14 protein-coding genes are annotated in these 19,166 nt (G+C 67.9%); 9 read left to right on the forward strand and 5 right to left on the reverse strand.

Annotated features, from left to right (window positions below; all coding sequences use genetic code 11):
• Positions 1–5: 5 nt before the first annotated feature.
• A complete protein-coding gene (locus AC5P8Z_RS07620; RefSeq protein WP_495228629.1) occupies positions 6–1,061 on the reverse strand; it encodes a sugar phosphate isomerase/epimerase family protein in 1,056 nt (351 codons plus the stop codon).
• Between the two features lie 101 nt (positions 1,062–1,162).
• Between AC5P8Z_RS07620 and AC5P8Z_RS07625 the strand changes: the two genes are divergently transcribed.
• Together AC5P8Z_RS07625 and AC5P8Z_RS07630 are read left to right on the forward strand one after the other, a co-directional pair.
• Positions 1,163–1,744, forward strand: a complete 582-nt coding sequence (locus tag AC5P8Z_RS07625) for a TetR/AcrR family transcriptional regulator (RefSeq protein WP_495228631.1) — start codon at positions 1,163–1,165, stop codon at positions 1,742–1,744.
• Between the two features lie 226 nt (positions 1,745–1,970).
• Complete coding sequence (locus AC5P8Z_RS07630; RefSeq protein WP_495228633.1) at positions 1,971–4,301, forward strand: TonB-dependent receptor; 2,331 nt, start codon at positions 1,971–1,973, stop codon at positions 4,299–4,301.
• Between the two features lie 75 nt (positions 4,302–4,376).
• Here the strand turns inward: AC5P8Z_RS07630 and AC5P8Z_RS07635 are convergent, their stop codons facing one another.
• Together AC5P8Z_RS07635 and rnd are read right to left on the reverse strand one after the other, a co-directional pair.
• Positions 4,377–5,450 (reverse strand): hypothetical protein, encoded by a 1,074-nt coding sequence (locus tag AC5P8Z_RS07635; protein WP_495228634.1) that lies wholly within the window; start codon positions 5,448–5,450, stop codon positions 4,377–4,379.
• Between the two features lie 90 nt (positions 5,451–5,540).
• Entirely contained in the window at positions 5,541–6,620 is a 1,080-nt protein-coding gene (gene rnd / locus AC5P8Z_RS07640; RefSeq protein WP_495228635.1) for a ribonuclease D, read from the reverse strand.
• Positions 6,621–6,705: 85 nt separating this feature from the next.
• Here rnd and AC5P8Z_RS07645 point away from each other — a divergent pair, with 85 nt between their 5' ends.
• Together AC5P8Z_RS07645 and AC5P8Z_RS07650 are read left to right on the forward strand one after the other, a co-directional pair.
• Positions 6,706–8,598: a formylglycine-generating enzyme family protein gene (locus AC5P8Z_RS07645; protein WP_495228636.1), complete on the forward strand. Its 1,893-nt coding sequence runs from the start codon at positions 6,706–6,708 to the stop codon at positions 8,596–8,598.
• Between the two features lie 89 nt (positions 8,599–8,687).
• Positions 8,688–9,584 (forward strand): M48 family metallopeptidase, encoded by an 897-nt coding sequence (locus tag AC5P8Z_RS07650; RefSeq protein WP_286069170.1) that lies wholly within the window; start codon positions 8,688–8,690, stop codon positions 9,582–9,584.
• A gap of 535 nt (positions 9,585–10,119) precedes the next feature.
• On the opposite strand, the gene xseA is transcribed toward AC5P8Z_RS07650, so the two are convergent.
• Positions 10,120–11,451, reverse strand: coding sequence for an exodeoxyribonuclease VII large subunit (gene xseA, locus AC5P8Z_RS07655; RefSeq protein ID WP_495228637.1), 1,332 nt, complete (start codon positions 11,449–11,451; stop codon positions 10,120–10,122).
• A gap of 44 nt (positions 11,452–11,495) precedes the next feature.
• Positions 11,496–12,566: a tRNA epoxyqueuosine(34) reductase QueG gene (gene queG, locus AC5P8Z_RS07660; RefSeq protein WP_495228639.1), complete on the reverse strand. Its 1,071-nt coding sequence runs from the start codon at positions 12,564–12,566 to the stop codon at positions 11,496–11,498.
• Positions 12,567–12,589: 23 nt separating this feature from the next.
• Between queG and AC5P8Z_RS07665 the strand changes: the two genes are divergently transcribed.
• The 5 genes from AC5P8Z_RS07665 to AC5P8Z_RS07685 all read left to right on the forward strand — a co-directional run bounded on the left by AC5P8Z_RS07665 (position 12,590) and on the right by AC5P8Z_RS07685 (position 19,165).
• Positions 12,590–14,074: an NAD(P)H-hydrate dehydratase gene (locus AC5P8Z_RS07665; protein ID WP_286069166.1), complete on the forward strand. Its 1,485-nt coding sequence runs from the start codon at positions 12,590–12,592 to the stop codon at positions 14,072–14,074.
• Complete coding sequence (tsaE, locus tag AC5P8Z_RS07670; RefSeq protein ID WP_495228641.1) at positions 14,071–14,553, forward strand: tRNA (adenosine(37)-N6)-threonylcarbamoyltransferase complex ATPase subunit type 1 TsaE; 483 nt, start codon at positions 14,071–14,073, stop codon at positions 14,551–14,553. Before AC5P8Z_RS07665 ends, tsaE begins: the two co-directional genes overlap by 4 nt.
• Positions 14,554–14,635: 82 nt before the next feature.
• Complete coding sequence (locus AC5P8Z_RS07675) at positions 14,636–16,198, forward strand: N-acetylmuramoyl-L-alanine amidase (protein WP_495228643.1); 1,563 nt, start codon at positions 14,636–14,638, stop codon at positions 16,196–16,198.
• Between the two features lie 121 nt (positions 16,199–16,319).
• Positions 16,320–18,224, forward strand: a complete 1,905-nt coding sequence (gene mutL, locus AC5P8Z_RS07680; protein ID WP_495228645.1) for a DNA mismatch repair endonuclease MutL — start codon at positions 16,320–16,322, stop codon at positions 18,222–18,224.
• A gap of 11 nt (positions 18,225–18,235) precedes the next feature.
• Complete coding sequence (locus tag AC5P8Z_RS07685; protein ID WP_495228647.1) at positions 18,236–19,165, forward strand: DUF1684 domain-containing protein; 930 nt, start codon at positions 18,236–18,238, stop codon at positions 19,163–19,165.
• Position 19,166: the final 1 nt, after the last annotated feature.

Genomic DNA, 19,166 nt, shown 5'->3' on the forward strand with positions numbered 1-19,166 from the left:
GTGGCTCAGGCGATGCCGAGCATGTGCTGCATCTGTGCGGTGCTGATCGGTGCACCGGCGAAGTCGTCGAAGATCTTGTCGGTGACCGGAATGATGTGGTCGCGGATGAGCGCGGCGCCTTCGCGCGCGCCGGTTTCCTGGTCCTTCAGGCAGCACTCCCACTCCAGCGTCGCCCAGCCCTGGTAGTCGTACTGGGCCAGCTTGGAGAAGATCGACTTGAAGTCGACTTGGCCATCTCCCAGCGAGCGGAAGCGGCCGGCGCGCTCGGTCCAGTCGGCATACCCGCCATAGATGCCCTGGCGGCCACTGGGGCGGAACTCGGCATCCTTGACGTGGAACATGCGGATCAGCGGGTGGTAGATGTCCAGATACTGCAGGTAATCCAGCTGCTGCAGCACGAAGTGGCTGGGATCGAACAGGATGCGGCAGCGCTCGTGCTGGCCGACGCGCTCGAAGAAACGTTCGAAGCTGGTGCCGTCATGCAGGTCTTCGCTGGGGTGGATCTCGTAGCAGAGGTTGATGCCGTTGTCCTCGCAGGTATCGAGGATCGGTCGCCAGCGTCGTGCCAGTTCGTCGAATGCGGCATCGATCAGACCCGGCGGGCGCTGCGGGAACGGGAACAGGTAGGGCCACGCGAACGAACCGGAGAAGGTGCCCATGTCCTGCAGGCCCAACCGTCGCGAGGCACGGGCGGCCAGGTGCAGCTGCTGCTGCGCCCACTCGCTGCGGGCCTGCGGATTGCCGCGCAGCGCCTCCGGCGCGAAGCCATCGCAGAGTTCATCGTAGGCCGGATGCACCGCCACCAGCTGGCCGAGGATGTGGGTGGTCAGTTCGCTGACCTGCAGGCCGTGCTCGGCCAGGGTGCCGCGGATGTCGTCGCAGTAGTCCTGGCTGTCGGCGGCGGTGGCCAGGTCGAACAGGCGCGCATCCCACGCAGGAATCTGCAGCGCCTTGAAGCCGTGGCCGGCGGCCCACGCGGCAATGCCGGCGAGGCTGTTGAACGGAGCCTGGTCGCCGGCGAACTGTGCCAGGTGCAGGCTGGGGCCCTTGAGGGTCTGCATGTGTTGCTCCAATTGTTTGTCGGTTGACAAAGAATAGGCGCGACCCTCGCGATGGTCAACACCCGCGTTACACTGCGCGCCTCACTGGAGCAGGCAGGCAGATGGCAGGGCGACCGCGCGAATTCGACAGGGACCAGGCATTGCGCAAGGCGATGCTGCTGTTCTGGCAGCACGGTTATGAAGGCACGTCGATGTCGGCACTGGTCGAAGCACTGGGCATTGCCTCTGCACGCATCTACGCCGCGTTCGGCAGCAAGGAGCAGTTGTTCCGCGAAGCCGTGGCGCTGTACGAAGAAGGCGAGGGTGGTTTCGCGCCGCGCGCGCTGGAGCAGGCGACGCTGCGTGAGGCGATCGGTTCGATGCTGCGCGAGGCGGTGCTGACTTACACCCGTCGCGGGCGCCCGCATGGTTGCCTGGTGGTGTCCTCGGCCAGCAGCGTGTCGCCCGATGGCGAGGGCGTGCGGGACTGGCTGGCCAGTCATCGTCGCCAGCGCACGGCGGCGATCATCACGCGCCTGCAGCAGGCGCAGGCCGAGGGGGAGCTGGCCGACGACGCGGCGGTGCAGGCGCTGGGCGACCACTTCGCCACGGTGCTGCATGGCATCTCGGTGCAGGCGCGTGACGGCATCAGCCGCGAGCGCCTGCTGGCGATGGTCGATGTGGCGTTGACCCCGCTGCGCTGAGAGCCGGGGACAGATCCGTTTTCCTGAGGAAAACGGATCTGACCGCAGGTAATGCGCTGGGCCCGAGCAGTGTCCGGCGACTGTGCCGAAGCCGCCTGTTTCGCCGGCTTTGGGTGCTGCGCAACGAAATCGTAACAATTTGGGGGATAATGGCCGCTTGCGCAGTTTTCCTCCTTTTTGCCGCCCGGCTCGCGCAGGCCGCACGGACGCCTCCTCAGAGCATTGCATGCCCTCCCATACCGATTCCCGCCGCCTGTCGGGTCTGTCGTCTTCCCTCGTTTCCTTCCGCCGCCACCCGCTGGCACTGGCCTGTGCCGGCCTGGCCCTGGTCGGCAGCTTCGGTGCCGCCGCGCAGGACAGCGCGCCGACCCCGACCGGGCTGGACACGATCACCGTGACCGCTGAACACCGCGAGCAGAACCTGCAGGAAGTGCCGGTCTCGGTCGGCGTGGTGCAGGGCGAGCGCATGCGCGACTTCACCGCCGGTGGCGACGACACCCTGCTGGCGCTGTCCGGCCGCGTGCCGAGCCTGTATGCGGAAACCACCACCGGCCGCATCTTCCCGCGCTTCTACATCCGCGGCCTGGGCAACATCGACTTCTACCTGGGTGCGTCGCAGCCGGTGTCGATCATCCAGGACGACGTGGTGCTGGAGCACGTGGTGCTGAAGTCCAACCCGGTCTATGACGTGGACCAGGTGGAAGTGCTGCGCGGCCCGCAGGGCTCGCTGTTCGGCCGGAACACCACCGCTGGCATCGTCAAGTTCGACACCCTGAAGCCGACCCAGGACTACACCGGCCGCGTCAGCGCCAGCTACGCCACCTACAACAGCGTGTCCATCGACGGCGGCTTCGGTGGCCCGATCAACGACATCGCCTCGTTCCGCGTGTCGGCCCTGTACCAGCACCGCGACGACTACGTTGACAACACTTACCGCGGCCCGAGCGCCGACGGCACGGTCAGCCCGAAGAAGAACGCCATGGGCGGCTTCGATGACCGCAACGTGCGCGCCCAGCTGCTGCTGACCCCGAGCGACCAGTTCTCGATCCTGGCCTCGGCCCACGCCCGCGATTACGAAGGCACCTCGACCCTGTTCCTGCGCGGCGCGCTGACCAAGGGCTCGAACAAGACCGACGTGCCGCGTGACAAGGTCGCCTATGACGAAGCCGACAACAACCCGCAGGCGTACAAGACCTACGGCGGCTCGGTGAAGGCACGCTACGACTTCGGTGCGATCGACTTCACCTCGATCACCGCCTATGAGACCACCTCCGGTTACAGCCGTGGTGACACCGACGGTGGTGCCGCGGCGAACTTCCCGGTGAACGGTGTGCCGAATGGCTACGGCCAGTCGATGGGCCGCATCCGCGACCTGGACCAGTGGACCCAGGAATTCCGCCTGGCCAGCCATGACGACAGCGCCCTGCAGTGGCAGGCCGGTGCGTTCTACTTCAACGGCAGCGACACCACTGACTTCTACCAGCGCGCGTGGTTCCTGCAGGGCGCCGCCCGCAACCCGAACAACTGGGTGCGCCTGCGCAACAAGAACACGTCGTGGGCCGGTTTCGGCCAGTTGAGCTACGCCTTCACCGACAAGTTCACCGTCACTGCCGGCCTGCGCCAGACCAAGGATGAGAAGCACACCCGCCTGCTGAAGACTGCCGATACCGCCGCCGGCGTGGTCACCTACAAGGGCCGCACCGACGTCAAGATGTCCGACACCACCCCGAGCTGGGATCTGAGCGCCATGTATCAGATCACCCCGGACGTGAGCGTCTACGCGAAGGTCGCGCGCGGTTTCCGTGGCCCGACCATCCAGGGCCGTTCGGCGGTGTTCAATGCCGACTTCACCACCGCTGATTCCGAGACGATCCTGTCCTGGGAAGCGGGCGTGAAGAGCAGCCTGTGGGACAACCGCCTGCGCCTGAACGCTACCGCGTTCACCTACACCGTCAACGACATCCAGCTCAACGGCAACGATTCGGACGGCAACGGCGTGCTGTTCAACGCCGACAGGGCCAAGGCCTACGGCTTTGAAGCCGACATGGAACTGCGTCCGATCCCGAACCTGACCCTGAGCGCCGGCCTGAGCCTGCTGCACAGCGAGATCAAGGACAAGCGCGTGTACGCGCAGGTCTGCGGCCTCAACGGCCAGGTGGTGTGCACGGTGAATGACCCGACCATCAAGGTCGGTGCCAACACCTTCGCGCAGATCGACGGCAACCCGCTGCCGAACGCGCCGAAGTACAACGTGAACCTGGCCGCCCGCTACGACTTCCCGGTCAGCGACGCCGGCACGATGTTCGTCTCCACCGACTGGAACAAGCAGGGCTACACCAGCTTCGTGCTGTACGACAGCAAGGAGTTCAACTCCAAGGGTGACTTCGAAGGCGGCCTGAAGATCGGTTATTCGGGCAACTACGGTGCCTACGAAGTGGCGCTGTTCGCGCGCAACATCACCAACGAGAAGAACCTCAAGGGTGTGATCGAGAACTACATGGCCGCGGTCTACAACGAACCGCGTACCGTCGGCGTCTCGCTGAACATGAACTGGTAAGCCTTACCCCGTCGTGTAACGGAAACGGCGCTCATCGAGCGCCGTTTTTCGTTGCTGGCCAGGCATCATCCGTGCTCAAGGCGTGGCGCTGACGCCCTTGCCCAGCGCTGCATCTGACGGCGCATTGGGGCCGAGCACCTGCAGCTGCATCGCCTCCATCCGCTCCAGTACCTTGCGCTGCTTGCCGTTGAGGCCGCGCGAGGTGATTGCGATGTGCTTGCGTGCAGCGTCCAGCGGCGCGGGTTGGTAGTGCACCGTGAAGCGGCGCAGGGCGCATCCCGTCAGCTTGTCGACCGGTGCGCAGTCGTTCGCGTTGAAATCGATATCGCCGTCGGCGGCAACAATGAAGGGGCTGAGCAGGATCTGCCCTTCGCGGGCAGTGAAGGCTAGTGGCGCGTGGGCCTTGGCGATGACCGCCTGGATGCGCACGGCAGGGATGTCTTCAGGGACGATCCTGTCATCCCAGTAGCCTTCAGTCGGGCGCGAGGTTTCGTAGTTCTGGGTGCCCCATGCCAGGCAGTTGCCGGAGGCCACATGCACCGAGATGCAGACCTGCTGGGAGTGCTGATCGGTCAGGACGCCGGGCGGTACCCAGACCTTCTTCCAGGAATAGAAACGGTAATCGACGTCGGCCAGGCGGGTGGCGCCGATGTCCTTCGATACTTCGTCCGTGGTCCCCAGCGGCTTCAGCTTGGCCACGCGGGTGTTCAGGCGGTAGTTCTCCGCACCGTTCAGCAGATAGGTGCCCGGCGGAATCAGATGCACCTCGAACACGTCCATCAACACCGTCCGCTGCGGGCCGGTTTCCAGTTCGTTGGTGTTGAACAGCTGCACATAGCCCTGGGAGGGAATGTCCTTGTGCTGGAAGGACACTCGCGTCGAGAACCCGGGTAGGTCGGTCGAGCGGTTGCCCAGATGAAAGCCGGGGACCGGAGAGCCGACGCCTGGCCCGCCGTTGTGCACGACATATGGGGCCGGCACCAGCACGGCAACCAGACCGTCGCGGGTGGCACCGTCAATGATGTCCACCAGCTTGGCTGTGTTCTCCTTTTCCTGTGCATAGGAAAGCGGTGCGGCCTGCCCGGAGCATGCCAGGCCCAACGTAGTTAGCAGCAGTGCGCAGGCGGTCGCGACCTTGAGGGTCTGCATCGACGTCTCCTTGTCAGTACCGCCAAACCGTAGCACGGCCCCTGCAGGCTTGAGGTGAACCGCGCCGGCGTGGTCCGGCGCCTTGTGCCATCAACGTGCGGGCAGCAGCGCCTGCAGCCGCGACTCCAGTTCCTGCTGGCGCCAGCCGGCCAGTGCGGCCGGCCACTGGCGACGTTCCAGATAGCTTTCCAGATGCTTGCGCGAAGCGAGGATGCCATCCGGCAGACCCAGCTCGCGGCTCCGTTCGGCCACTGCATCCTGCAGCTTCTTCAGGATCTGCTTGTTGCTGTCATTGGCTGGCAGTGCCAGCGGCGCGTCGGCTTCATCGGCCAGCGGTGTTTCCAGTGCCTGCCACACGGCGCCGGCCAGCTTGCGCGGTGCCTTCGGGAACTGCTCGAACAACTTGCCCAACGCATCGGCGTCGGCCGGGGGCGTGCGTGCGAGGGTGGCGGCCAGTTCGTTGTCCAGGATCCAGCTGCGTGGGCGGTCGCTGCTGCGTGCCTGCACGTCGCGCCAGCGCAGCAGGCGCAGCAGGCGGCGCTGCGCGGCGGCGTCGAGGAACTGCGCCGAGCGCATCGCCAGGTGCGGCCAGCGGTCCTCGTCGTTGGCGACGCTTGCCAGCAGTCGCTTGCCATCGTCGTGCAGCCACTGCTGGCGGCCCAGCGCCTGCAGCCTGGTATCGATGGCGTCATGCAATGCGAACAGGTGCTCGACATCGTCGGCGGCGTACTGCAGCTGCGACTCCGACAGTGGACGGCGCATCCAGTCCGAGCGGGTCTCGCCCTTGGCCAGCGCCACGCCGGTGATCTCTGCCACCAGTTTCTGGTAGCCCATGCCGCCGCCAATGCCGGCCAGCGCTGCCCCGATCTGGGTGTCGAACAGCGGCCGCGGCAGCACGCCGCAGGCCCACTTGAAGGCGACCAGGTCTTCGCTGGCGCTGTGCATCACCTTGGTGATCGATTCATCGGCCAGCCAGGGCGCCAGTGCGTCGGTCATTCCGGGAATCAGTGGGTCTATCAGCAGGATGTCCTGCCCGACGGCCATCTGCACCAGCGCCAGCTGCGGCCAGAAGGTGCGTTCACGGATGAATTCGGTGTCCAGGCCGATGCGGGTCGGGCGCTGCTGGAAGTACGCGTCCAGCTCGGCGGGGGTGGTGATCCAGGTTGCCACGGGTCGGGGGCCTACTACTCGGGTTTGCTCAGGCAGGGGAGAATAGCCTAACGTCGGTCCGCGTCCGTGCCGAAGGAGGCTCTGCTTGCGTTTTCCGTTGTCGCCCGTGCTGTGCACCGCCCTGGCCGTGGCCCTGGCCGGCTGCACGCCGTCGGTGCCCGCGCCGGCGGAACCGGCCGCCAGCGGGAAGGCTGCCGCCGCCGAGGAGGCCGATACCGGCACGGATGCCCGCCCGCAGGCCGGGCAGGGCAGCGTGACCATCGCCGGCGATGATGCTGCCGAGGACGTGCTGCAGTGGACGCCGCCGCGGGTGGACCGCCAGAACCGCAGCCTGGCCCAGTTGCGCCGTGCCGCAGAGCAGGCCTTCGTCGAAGGACGGCTCTATGAGGACGCCGACGCCGCCATTCCGCTGTGGTTGGCGGTGCAGGAAGAAGACCCGGATGACCGCCAGGCCCGGCTGGGCCTGCAGCGTGCCCGCCAGCGCCTGCAGCAGCAGGCGGATGCGCTGCTGGTGCGGCCACTCAAACAGCGCGAGGCCCTGGCCGAGGCCAGCCGCCAGGCATTAGTGCTGCTGACTCTGGCGCCGAAGGACGAGAAGGTGCGTGCGCTGCAGGCGCGGGTGGAGTTGGCGCAGCGTGTGGTGGCCTACAACCGCGCCGGCGAGGAGGACCTGCGCTCGGACCGGATCGGCGAGGATGGCGACGGCGCCATCGGCAATTTCCGGGAGGCGCTGGCGCTGGACGAAAGCAACAGCCGCGCACGGCAGGGCCTGGCCGCAGCCGAGAGCGGGTTGATCCGCCGTGCCGAGGATGCCGCGCGGGCCCGCGACTTCGCCGGCGCGGGGACCTGGCTGGCTGAAGCGAGCAAAGTGCGCGATTCGTCGCCGACGATTGCCGACGCGTTCGAGCGCATCGAGCAGATCCGCGCCGCCACGCTGCTGCAGTTGCGTGATGATGGCCTGCGCGATCTCGCTACGCCGCAGGGCCTGAAGCCGGCGCGCGAGAAGCTGGCCGAGGCGCTGCGCATCGCCCTGCCGGGTGACGCCGTGGTGGGGCAGTTGCGCGAGCGCATCGACCTGGCGACGCATTACGGCAGCTTCCGCCCCGGCCAGGTGTTCAGTGACGCCATGCGCGACGGCGGGCGCGGGCCGCAGATGGTGGTGGTACCGCACGGCGGCTTCCAGATGGGCGCCGGTGATGCCGAACCGGGATCGACGGATTCCGAGCGGCCTTCGCACTACGTGCGTTTCGATCGCGGCTTTGCGATGGCGATCACCGAAGTCACGGTCAGCGATTTCGAACGCTACGTGAAAGCCTCCAATGTGCGCCCGCGTGCGACCCGGCGGGGCCATTCGGTGGTGTATGACGAGCGCAGCGGCAACTTCATCCGCCGCAGTGGCGTGGACTGGCGCTCGGACTACGACGGTGGCCGCGCGCTGGGCAACTCGCCGGTGATGCATGTCAGCGTGCGTGATGCCGAGAACTATGCGGCCTGGCTGTCCGAGCAGACCGGCCGCAGCTACCGGCTGCCCAGCGAAGCCGAGTTCGAGTACGCGCTGCGCGCCGGCAGCAGCGGCCGTTATCCGTGGGGCGATGCAGGCGTGCCGCCGCCAGGCAGCGGCAACTTCACCGGCAGCAAGGACGTCTCCCCCTCGGGCCGGCACTGGCACAACGCGTTTATCGGGTATGGCGATGGCTGGTGGGGGCCGGCGCCGGTGGCGAGCTTCCAGGCCAATGCGTTCGGCCTGCACGACATGGGCGGCAACCTGAGCGAATGGGTGGCCGACTGCTGGCACGCCAGCTACCGCCGCGCGCCGTCCGATGGTGCGGCCTGGTTCAACCCGGGGTGCCGGTCGCGCGTGATCCGCGGTGGCAACTGGGCCAATGCGCCTGAACAGACCCGTGCGGCCTGGCGGCAATCCCAGGATTCGGACACCACCAATGCCCGCATCGGCTTCCGCCTGGTGCGCGGCATCTGAGGGACAGCCGGCTTCACCCGCTGCGGGCAGCCGCGCACTAAGATTGCGCCGTGCCCGCCGGCCGGCGGGGCCAGCAGGAAGTCCACCCGATGCGCAACGATCCCTTCTCCCGCTCGCCGCAAGGACCGCAGCGGCGCGGCCTGTTCGGCAACATCCGCTGGTGGGTGCTGCTGCTGGCCGCCGGCTATGCGGTGTTCTACTGGTTCTCCAACCGCACGGTCGATCCGTACACCGGCGAGAAGGTGATGATCGACAGCAGTCTGGACGCGCGGCAGGAAACCGCGCTGGGGCTGCAGGCCTACCAGCAGATCCTGTCGCAGGAGCGGCCGATGGATCCCAATGCACCGATCGCGCGTGACGTGCGTGACATCGCTGAGCGCCTGATCGCCAAGGTCGATGTGGTGGAGACCGCACTGGCGCAGGAGCATGGCGTGCAGCCGGCGCACTTCGCGCGGGATTTCCAGTGGGAAGTGAACGTGATTCCGTCCGACCAGGCCAATGCGTTCTGCCTGCCGGGCGGCAAGATGGCGGTCTACACCGGGCTGGTGCCGGTGGCGCGCACCCGCGATGCGATGGCGGTGGTGATGGGCCATGAGATCGCCCACGCGCTGCTGCGCCACGGCGCGCAGCGCATGGCGCAGCAGAAGCTGACCCAGATCGGGCAGATGGCCGGCGCCGCCAGCGGCATGGATGCGCAGCAGCAACAGATGATGATGTCGGCGATGGGCTATGGCTACCTGCTGCCGTATGCGCGCAGCCACGAGACGCAGGCCGACGAAGTGGGGCTGATGCTGGCCGCAGCGGCGTGCTTCGACCCGCGCGAGGCGGTGCCGTTGTGGCAGCGGATGGGGCAGGCCAGCGGCGGCCAGGCCCCGCCGGAGTTCGCCTCCACCCACCCCAACCCCGGCACCCGCATCCAGAATCTGCAGGCGCTGATGCCGAAGGCGCTCGAGTACCGGCAGAAGTTCTGCGAGCAGGCGAAGTAGGGGGTGTTCGGCAGGGCTTGCAGCCCTGCACCCGCTGTGAACCAAGGCAACAGCAATAGCCGAAGCAGAAGCGGGTTCCCTGTGGGATGGCGGGGTGGGGCCGGTTGCGGGGGACGCCGTAAATACGTCCATGTAGGCTCGGTCGCCGCATCCATGCGGCTCACGCCCCCGCAACCGGACCCACCCCGCCTTCGACAGATGTCCGCGATCTGCCGGGATGGCGCTTGGGGTCAGATCCGTTTTCCGCAGGAAAACGGATCTGACCCCGAATTGATTCGATATCTGGAAGAGAGTCATCCACGCATGGCGTGGATCTACCCGATCGCGGAAAACTGTCAGAGGTGGGGCGGTGTCGGAGTGCGGGGTGTCAGCCGCATGGATGCGGCTGCCAAGCCTACAAGGATGTACTTGCGGCGTCCCCGCACTCCGACACCGCCCCGCCATCCCACGGAATGCTCGCTTTTGACGTTGACGTTGACGTTGCCTTGGCTTGAAGCCTCTGCAGGTGCAGGGCGCAGCCCTGCCGAACAACCCTCTACTTGACCTGCACGTCGATCACGCCGTCGCCAACGCGCGCCTGCAGCGCATCGCCTGGCTGTACCTGATCGACCTTCCGCACCAGCGTGCCGTCGTCGCTGCGGGTGAGGATGCTGTAGCCACGAGCCACGGTGGCCAGCGGGCTGACCGCTTCCAGTGAACGCGCCAGCCCGCGCAGGCGCAGTGCATCGCGCTGCAGCAGGCGCTGCATTGCAGCCTGCGGTCGCCCACGCAGGGCGGCCAGGCGGCGCTGCATCGTGTCGAGCTGGCGCTGCGGATGGTGCCCGCGCAACACCGCCGCTGCATGACGCAGGCGCGCGGCACGGCGTTCCTGCTGCTGGTTGAACGCGGCATGCAGGCGCCGGCCCAGGTCGAGCTGGCGGCGGCGCAGCAGGTCCAGGCGCGCCTGCGGGCTCTGCGCGTTCAGGCGCAGCAGGGCGCGGTCGGCGCGCTGCATCGCCTGCTGCATCGTGTGCCGCTGCAGCTGCACCATGCGTGCCGCCGTACGGCGCAGGCGCAGCGCCAGTTCGCGCTGGTCCGGCACCAGCAGTTCGGCGGCCACCGACGGTGTCGGCGCGCGCAGGTCGGCGGCGAAGTCGCTCAGGCTGAAGTCGGTTTCGTGGCCAACGGCCGAGACCACCGGCGTGCTGCTGGCCGCAACCGCGCGCGCCAGCGCTTCATCATTGAACGCCCACAGGTCTTCCAGTGAGCCGCCACCACGGGTCAGCAGGATCACGTCGTAGCGGCCACTGGCATCGGCCGCCTGCAGCAGGCGGGTGATCTGCGCGGCAGCGGTGCTGCCCTGTACCAGGGTCGGCAGCAGATCCACTTCCAGCAGCGGGAAGCGGCGGGCCAGCACGCTCAGCACGTCGCGCACGGCGGCGCCGGTGGGCGAGGTGATCACCGCCAAGCGCTGCACATGTGCGGGCAGCGGCCGCTTGCGCGCCGGGTCGAACAGGCCTTCGGCCTCCAGGCGTGCCTTCAGCTCCTCGAATGCGCGGCGCAGTGCGCCGTCGCCGGCTTCCTCCATGTGGTCCAGCACCATCTGGTACTCGCCACGGGCGTCGTACAGCGTCACCTTGCCGCGCACCAGCACGCGCATGCCTTCGCGCGGCACGAACTTCAGGTACTGCGCCTTCATCCGGAACATCGCCGCCCGCAGCTGGGCGCGCGCGTCCTTCAGCGTGAAGTAGAGATGCCCGGAAGCGGGGCGCGCCACGCTGCCCAGCTCAGCCTCGACCCAGATCGCCGGGAAGCTGCCTTCCAGCAGGTCGCGGGCCAGGGTATTGAGCTGGCTGGGGGTGAGGATGTCGTTGTTGCGTGGCTGCATGGGAACGGCGTGCGGCAGGTGGAACGGGCGCTCAGGATCGCACGTCAGCGCGGTGCGTGCTGGCCCAGTGCCCACCGCACGTGTTCACGCACCAGTGACGAGGGATGGTCGGCGCGGGTGTGCAGTGCGGCCAGCGTTTCCGCTGTGGTCGGTGCATTGCCCAGTGCCACCGCGATGTTGCGCAGCCAGCGCTCATGGCCAGTGCGACGGATCGGGCTGCCTTCGGTACGGCGCAGGAATTCGGCTTCATCCCAAGCGAACAGCTGGTCCAGCCGCGCGGTATCGAGGTTGTTGCGTGCGCGGAAATCCGCTTCGTCGGTGCGCTTGGCGAACTTGTTCCAGGGGCAGACCAGCTGGCAGTCGTCGCAGCCGTAGATGCGGTTGCCGATCAATGGCCGCATGTCTTCGGGAATGGCGCCGTCGTGCTCGATGGTCAGGTAGGAAATGCAGCGCCGTGCGTCCAGTCGCTGCGGGCCGGTAATGGCCTGGGTCGGGCAGACATCGATGCAGCGTGTGCAGGTGCCGCAATGTGCCGTGGCCGGCACATCTATCGGCAGCGGGAGATCGATGTAGATCTCGCCGATGAAGAACCACGAACCACCGTGGCGATCGATCAGGCAGGTGTGCTTGCCGATCCAGCCCAGCCCGGCGTTGCGCGCCAGTGCACGTTCCAGCACGGGGGCCGAATCGACGAACACGCGGTAACCCAGCGGCGCCACTTCATCGTTGATCTGCGTGGCCAGCTTCTGCAGGCGGTTGCGCATCAGCTTGTGGTAGTCGCGGCCCAGCGCGTAGCGGGCCACGTAGGCGCGGCCCGGATCGGCCAGGGTGGCCCAGGCTTCGGTGTCGTCCTTGTGGCTGTAGTCCATGCCTACCGAGATCACCCGTACCGTGCCGGGCAGCAGTTCGGCTGGGCGCGCGCGCAGGGTGCCGTGGCGCGCCATCCAGTCCATCGTGCCGTACAGGCCCTGGCCCAGCCAGTCGGCCAGGTGCGCCTCATCCTCGCCCAGCTCGATACCGGCGATGCCGCAGCGCTGGAAGCCATGCGCACGCGCCAGTTCGCGGATGCGCTGCACGGCCTGGGCCGGATCGACAAGGGTGGGGGCGGGGGACATGTGCACCAGTATAAAATCCCTGCATGGCCAACCTTGCCGATCTTTTCGATTCCGCTGCCGCGCGAGCGCTTGATGCGCAGGCCTCGGCACTGGCTGCCGATGGCGGCTGGGGCCTGATGGCGCAGGCCGGCCAGGCCGCCTGGCAGTGCCTGCTGCAGCACTGGCCGCAGGCGCGGCGGATCGGCGTGGTGGTCGGAGCGGGCAACAACGGCGGCGACGGCCTGGTGCTGGCACGTCACGCGCAGCAGGCCGGGCGCGAGGTGGCGGTGATCGCCTTGCCGGGCAAGCCACCGTCAACCGTGCTGGCACAGCGAGCAGCCTCGGGTTTCAAGTCCGAGGGCGGCACCATCACCTGTTTCGGCGGCGCGCTGCCCGAGGCCGACATCTGGGTCGATGCCCTGTTCGGGCTGGGCTTCGACCGCGCGCCCGAAGGCGCGGCGCAGGCGCTGATCGCCGCCCTCAACGCACAGGCAGCACCGGTGCTGGCACTGGACGTCCCCAGTGGCGTGGATGCCGACCACGGCGCGGTGCCGGGTGTGGCGGTGAACGCCGCGCTGACCCTGCAGTTCATCGTGCCGCATCGCGGCCTGTATACCGGTGATGCGCTGGATCATTGCGGCCTGAAGGCGCTGGCGCCGCTGCAGCTGCCTGCGGTTGCATGGCAGGGCGTGTCACCCACTGTGGAGCACTGGACGCAGGCGCGCCTGCCGGCGCTGCTGCCGCCGCGTCGTGCCAATACCCACAAGGGCGAATCCGGGCACGTGCTGTGCGTCGGCGGCAACCATGGCAGCGGCGGCGCCATCGCGATGGCGGCCGAAGCCGCATTGCGCGCAGGCGCCGGGCTGCTGAGCCTGGGCACCCGGCGCGATCACGTCGGCCCGTTGCTCGCTCGCCTGCCCGAAGCCATGACCCATGCGCTTGAAGATGGCGATGTTCTGCCGGCGCTGCTGGACAAGGCCAGGGTGGTGGCGATCGGCCCCGGCCTGGGCCAGGACGAATGGGCGCACGTATTGTTTGCGCGGGTGCTGGCCAGCGACAAACCGCTGGTGGTTGATGCCGATGCACTGAACCTGCTGGCGCAGGATCCGCGCGCGCTACCGGGCGCCATCCTGACGCCACATCCGGGTGAGGCGGCGCGCCTGCTCGGCTGCAGTACCGCTGACATCCAGGCCGATCGCTACCGCTGTGCGCAGGCGTTGGCCGAACGCTTCCACGCCGTGGTGGTGCTGAAGGGCGCAGGCAGCATCGTGACGGCGCCCGGGCAGGCGCCACGGCTGATCGCTGCAGGCAATGCCGGCATGGCCGTGGGGGGCATGGGCGACCTGCTCACCGGCATCATTGCCAGCCTGCGCGCGCAAGGGCTGGCTGCCTTCGACGCTGCCGCCGCTGGTGCATTGCTGCATGCGCTCGCTGGCGACGCTGCGGCCGCCGACGGCGCACGCGGCCTGCTTCCCACTGATCTGCTGGTGCCGCTGCGGCGACTGGCCAACCCGGAACACTCTTCATGACTGATTTCTTCCTTGCCGACAGCGACGCAACCGAACTGCTCGGGCAGTGGTTGGCGGCGACCCGACCGCCGCAGGCGCTGATCGAACTGCGCGGCGACCTCGGTGCCGGCAAGTCCACCACGGCCCGTGCACTGCTGCGCGCGCTGGGCGTGCAGGGTGCCATCCGCAGCCCGACCTATACGCTGGTCGAGCGCTATCCGCTGGCCAGCGGTGGCGAGGCCTGGCACCTGGACCTGTACCGCATCGGCCAGGCGGGCGAACTGGACTTCCTCGGCCTGGACGAGGGCAGTGCGGTACTGTGGCTGGTCGAATGGCCCGAGCGGGGCGCTGGCGCGTTGCCGCCGACCGACCTGGTGGTGGCGCTGGACATCGAAGGGCAGGGGCGTCGCGTGCGTCTCACTGCAGCCAGCGACGTCGGGCATGAATGGTTGAAGCGGCTCCCTCAAGGGGGCGACTTGCAGGCCATTTCTGTCGGCTGACGAGAACAAACACCGGCAGGTTACGGATTATTAAGGAAAAAGGTGTTGCATTCCGTTCAGCGCGGTGATTGAATCCTGAGCCATGCGCCCGGGGAACCGTCTCATCGCCATCTGTGCCGCCGTCGGACTGAGTCTGGCGAGCGTCAGTGCGTGGGCCGGTGAGGTCCGCCAGGTGCTGCTGAATACGGGCGCCACCGGCACCCGTGCCGAGATCTCGCTGGTCGGCAGTGGCGGCTACAAGACCCTGTCGCTGGCCGGACCGAACCGCCTGGTGGTCGATTTCCCCGACTCCAGCGCCATACGCAACCTGAAGATGCCGGCCGCGCAGGGCGTGGTCACGGCGGTGCGTACCGGACAACCGGTGCCGGGCACCTTTCGAGTCGTTTTCGACCTCGCGGAATCGGTGGCGCCGTTCCGCCCGCAGATGCAGCGCGAGGGCAATGAATCCAAGCTGGTGATCGAATGGCCGGGCGATGGCCCGGCCGTGGCTGCCAGCCGTCCGGCAGCGACACCCGCGGTGCAGCCGCAGGCACCGGCCAACACGCCGGCACCGACGCCGGCAGAAAGCGCTCAGTCGCGTTCCGATGCCGCGCGCGCGACCGCGCTGCTGACCGCGCAGGTGCGGCAGCAGGCCAGTGCCACTGCCGCCGCACCCGCCACGCCGACGCCGGCGCCGTCCACCGCGCCGGCCCAGGTTGCGGCGGCCGGTACCGTGGCCAGCAGCTCACCATCTTCCTCGCCGGCCGCGATCCTCGCCGGCCAGCGCACCGCTGCCGTGGTGACCACGCCACCGGCGACCGTGCCGGCACCGGCACCGACGCCGGTGGAACCGCCGCGCCCGGCCATGCCCAGCGATGCCTCGCGCATCCGCATGCAGGCCGGCATGCGTCATCTGGTGGTTGCCATCGATCCCGGCCACGGTGGTCAGGATCCCGGCGCGATCGGTCCGACCGGCAAGCGCGAAAAGGATGTCACCCTGGCGGTGGCGCGTGAGCTTGCCCGCCAGGTCAATGCCACGCCGGGCCTGAAGGCCTATCTGACCCGCGACAGCGACGTGTTCATCCCGCTGCCGATGCGTGCGCAGAAGGCACGTGCGAACAAGGCCGACATCTTCATTTCGATCCACGCCGATGCGGCCGAAAACCGTTCGGCCACCGGCTCGTCGGTCTATGTGCTGTCGACCAAGGGGGCTTCTTCGCAGCGTGCCCGTTGGCTGGCGGACAAGGAAAACGCGGCGGATCTGGTGGGGGGCGTACGCCTGCAGCAGACCGAGGGCACGCTCGCCAACGTGCTGCTGGACCTGGCCCAGAGCGGTTACATGAAGGCGTCCGAAGATGCCGCCGGCCACGTGCTGGGCGGCCTGAAGCGGATCGGCAACAACCACAAGCCGAACATCGAACGCGCCAACTTCGCCGTGCTGCGCACCTCGGACATGCCGGCGATGCTGGTGGAAACCGCGTTCATCTCCAATCCGGACGAAGAGCGCCGCCTGATCGATCCGGCCTACCAGCGCAAGATCGCCGGTGCCGTGCTCGATGGCGTGCACACCTTCTTCAGCCGGCAGCCACCGCCGGGCACGCTGTACGCGGCCCGCGCCCAGGCCGAAATCGACGCCGCCGGGACCATGGCGGGCGGTAGCAAGTAACCCGCTTCCTGTAGAGCGCGGGGTTTTCTGCGCCCGGCGGGGAGCTGTCGACTGACAGTCGACTCTACAACGGGCGGCTCCGCTATCATCGACCCATGAAGTCTGCTGCCCATCCTCTCCCATGAGCGCGCCCGGCCCGCGTCCGATCCGGCCGTTGCCGGAAATCCTGATCAACCAGATCGCCGCCGGCGAAGTGGTCGAACGTCCAGCGTCGGTGGTCAAGGAGCTGGTCGAGAACGCGATCGATGCCGGTGCCAGCCGTGTTGATATCGATCTTGAAGAGGGTGGTGTCCGCCTGATCCGCATCCGCGACAACGGCAGTGGCATCGCGCCGGAACAGCTGCCACTGGCGGTATCGCGCCATGCCACCAGCAAGATCGCCGACCTCGACGACCTCGAATCGGTGGCCACGCTCGGTTTCCGTGGTGAAGCACTGCCCTCGATCGCCTCGGTCAGCCGTTTCACCCTGTCCTCGCGTCGCGCGCATGACGAACACGGATCGGCGCTGCAGATCGAAGGCGGCAAGATCGGCGAAGTGACACCGCGCGCGCATGCACCGGGCACCACGGTGGAAGTGCGCGAGCTGTTCTACAACGTACCGGCGCGACGCAAGTTCCTGCGTGCCGAACGCACCGAGCTGGGCCATATCGAAGAGTGGCTGCGGTCGCTGGCGCTGGCGCGACCGGATGTGGAGCTGCGCGTGTCGCACAACGGCAAGGCCTCGCGCCGCTACAAGCCGGGCGACCTGTATTCCGATACGCGGTTGGCCGAAACGCTGGGCGAGGATTTCGCCAGCCAGGCCGTGCGCGTGGATCACAGTGGCGCCGGCCTGCGCCTGCACGGATGGATCGCGCAGCCGCATTACTCGCGGGCCAGTGCCGACCAGCAGTACCTCTACGTCAACGGCCGTTCGGTGCGCGATCGCACTGTCGCCCACGCGGTGAAAATGGCCTACGGCGATGTGCTGTACCACGGCCGCCAGCCGGCCTATGTGCTGTTCCTCGAACTGGACCCGACCCGCGTCGACGTCAACGTACATCCGGCCAAGCATGAGGTGCGCTTCCGCGATTCGCGGCTGGTGCATGACTTCGTCTACCGCACGCTGAAGGATGCGCTGGCCGACACCCGTGCCGGCATGTCGGCGCAGGAGATCGGGGCCGGTCCGGTGCCTGCAGGGGACGCGGCTGCTGCGGCGATGGCATCGAGCGTAGGCGCGTCGGGTTTCGGGCTGGTGCGTGGGCCTGCGCCCGGAGCCGGGTCGGGCGGCGGTGGTGGCGGTTTCTCCGGATGGCGCCCGCAGCAGCCCCTTGGTCTGCAGGTGGCCGATGCTCCGGCGGCCTACGCCGCGCTGTATGCCACGCCGGCCGGTGCCGAGCGCGGGGCGGCGCTGCCGTCGATGCCCACCGAGAATGGCCTGCCGGTCACCCGTGCCGATGCCGGTGTGCCGCCGCTGGGCTATGCGATCGCGCAGCTGCATGGCATCTACATCCTGGCCGAGAACGCAGAAGGCCTGATCGTGGTCGACATGCATGCCGCGCACGAGCGCATCGGTTACGAGCGCCTGAAGAACGCGCACGACGGTATCGGCCTGCAGTCGCAGCCGTTGCTGGTGCCGATCACGCTGGCGGTGGGCGAGCGTGAGGCCGACACTGCCGAAAGCGAGGCCGAAACGCTGGCGGCGCTCGGCTTCGAAGTGACCCGCGCTGGCCCCGGATCCCTGCATGTGCGCAGCATTCCAGCGCTGTTGGCGCATGCCGAGCCGGAAGGACTGCTGCGCGATGTGCTGACCGACCTGCGCGAGCACGGCCAGAGCCGCCGCGTGGCCAGTGCGCGCGACGAACTGCTGTCGACCATGGCCTGCCATGGTGCGGTGCGCGCCAATCGGCGCCTGACCGTGCCGGAGATGAACGCGCTGCTGCGCGACATGGAAATCACCGAGCGGTCCGGGCAGTGCAACCACGGCCGACCGACCTGGGCCCGTTTTTCGCTGGCGGAGATCGACCGCTGGTTCCTGCGCGGACGTTGAGGGGAGCATCGATGCGTTATCGGGGAATGGGCGGCCTGCTGGCCGCTTTGGTGTTGGTTGCCTGCAGCCCGGCGACAGCGCCGGTGCCGAAGGTCACTGAAGATCCGGCCTACGCGGCCACGCAGCAGCAATGGCGCGTGGCGCGCTACCAGGACCTGACCCGGCCTGATGGTTGGACGGCCCTGGTTGGCCTGCACTGGCTGCAGAACAAATCGCATTTCGTCGGCAGCGGCGCCACCAATGGCATCCGCCTGGCGGTCGGCCCGGACAAGCTGGGCCTGCTGCGCCGCGAGGGCAGCCAATGGGGGTTCACCCCCGAAGCCGGCGTCGATGTCAGCCATGATGGCCAGCCGGTGCACGGCCGCATCCGCGTCGACACCGACAAGGATCCGCAGCCGACGCTGCTGGCCTTCGACGGTGGCAAGGGCCAGCTAAGCATCATCCGGCGCGGGCCGCGTGATGCGCTGCGGGTCAAGCATGCCGATGCGCCGGCGCGCCGTGATTTCGCCGGGCTGGAGTACTGGCCGGGTGGCCCGGACTGGCAGGTGCAGGCGCGCTTCATCCCGCATCCGGTGGGCAAGACCCTGCCCATTGTCGACATCACCGGCCTGACCACCGAAATGCCCAATGCGGGCGCGGTCGAATTCGAACGCGACGGCCGCACATGGCGGTTGGAAGCGATCGGAGCCACCGGGCAGCCGCTGTTCCTGATCTTTGCCGACCGCACCAGTGGCCGTGGCAGTTATCCGGCCGGTCGCTACCTGGATACCGATGCGCCTGCTGCCGACGGCACGGTACGCATCGATTTCAACCATGCCTACAACCCGCCGTGTGCATTCACCGCCTATGCCACGTGCCCGCTGGCGCCGCCGGAAAACCGGTTGGATCTACGCGTGGAAGCGGGCGAGAAGGCCTACCACCTGCCTGAAGGAGAAGGCTGAT

Source organism: Stenotrophomonas sp. YJH_SMC_17 (assembly GCF_059371655.1).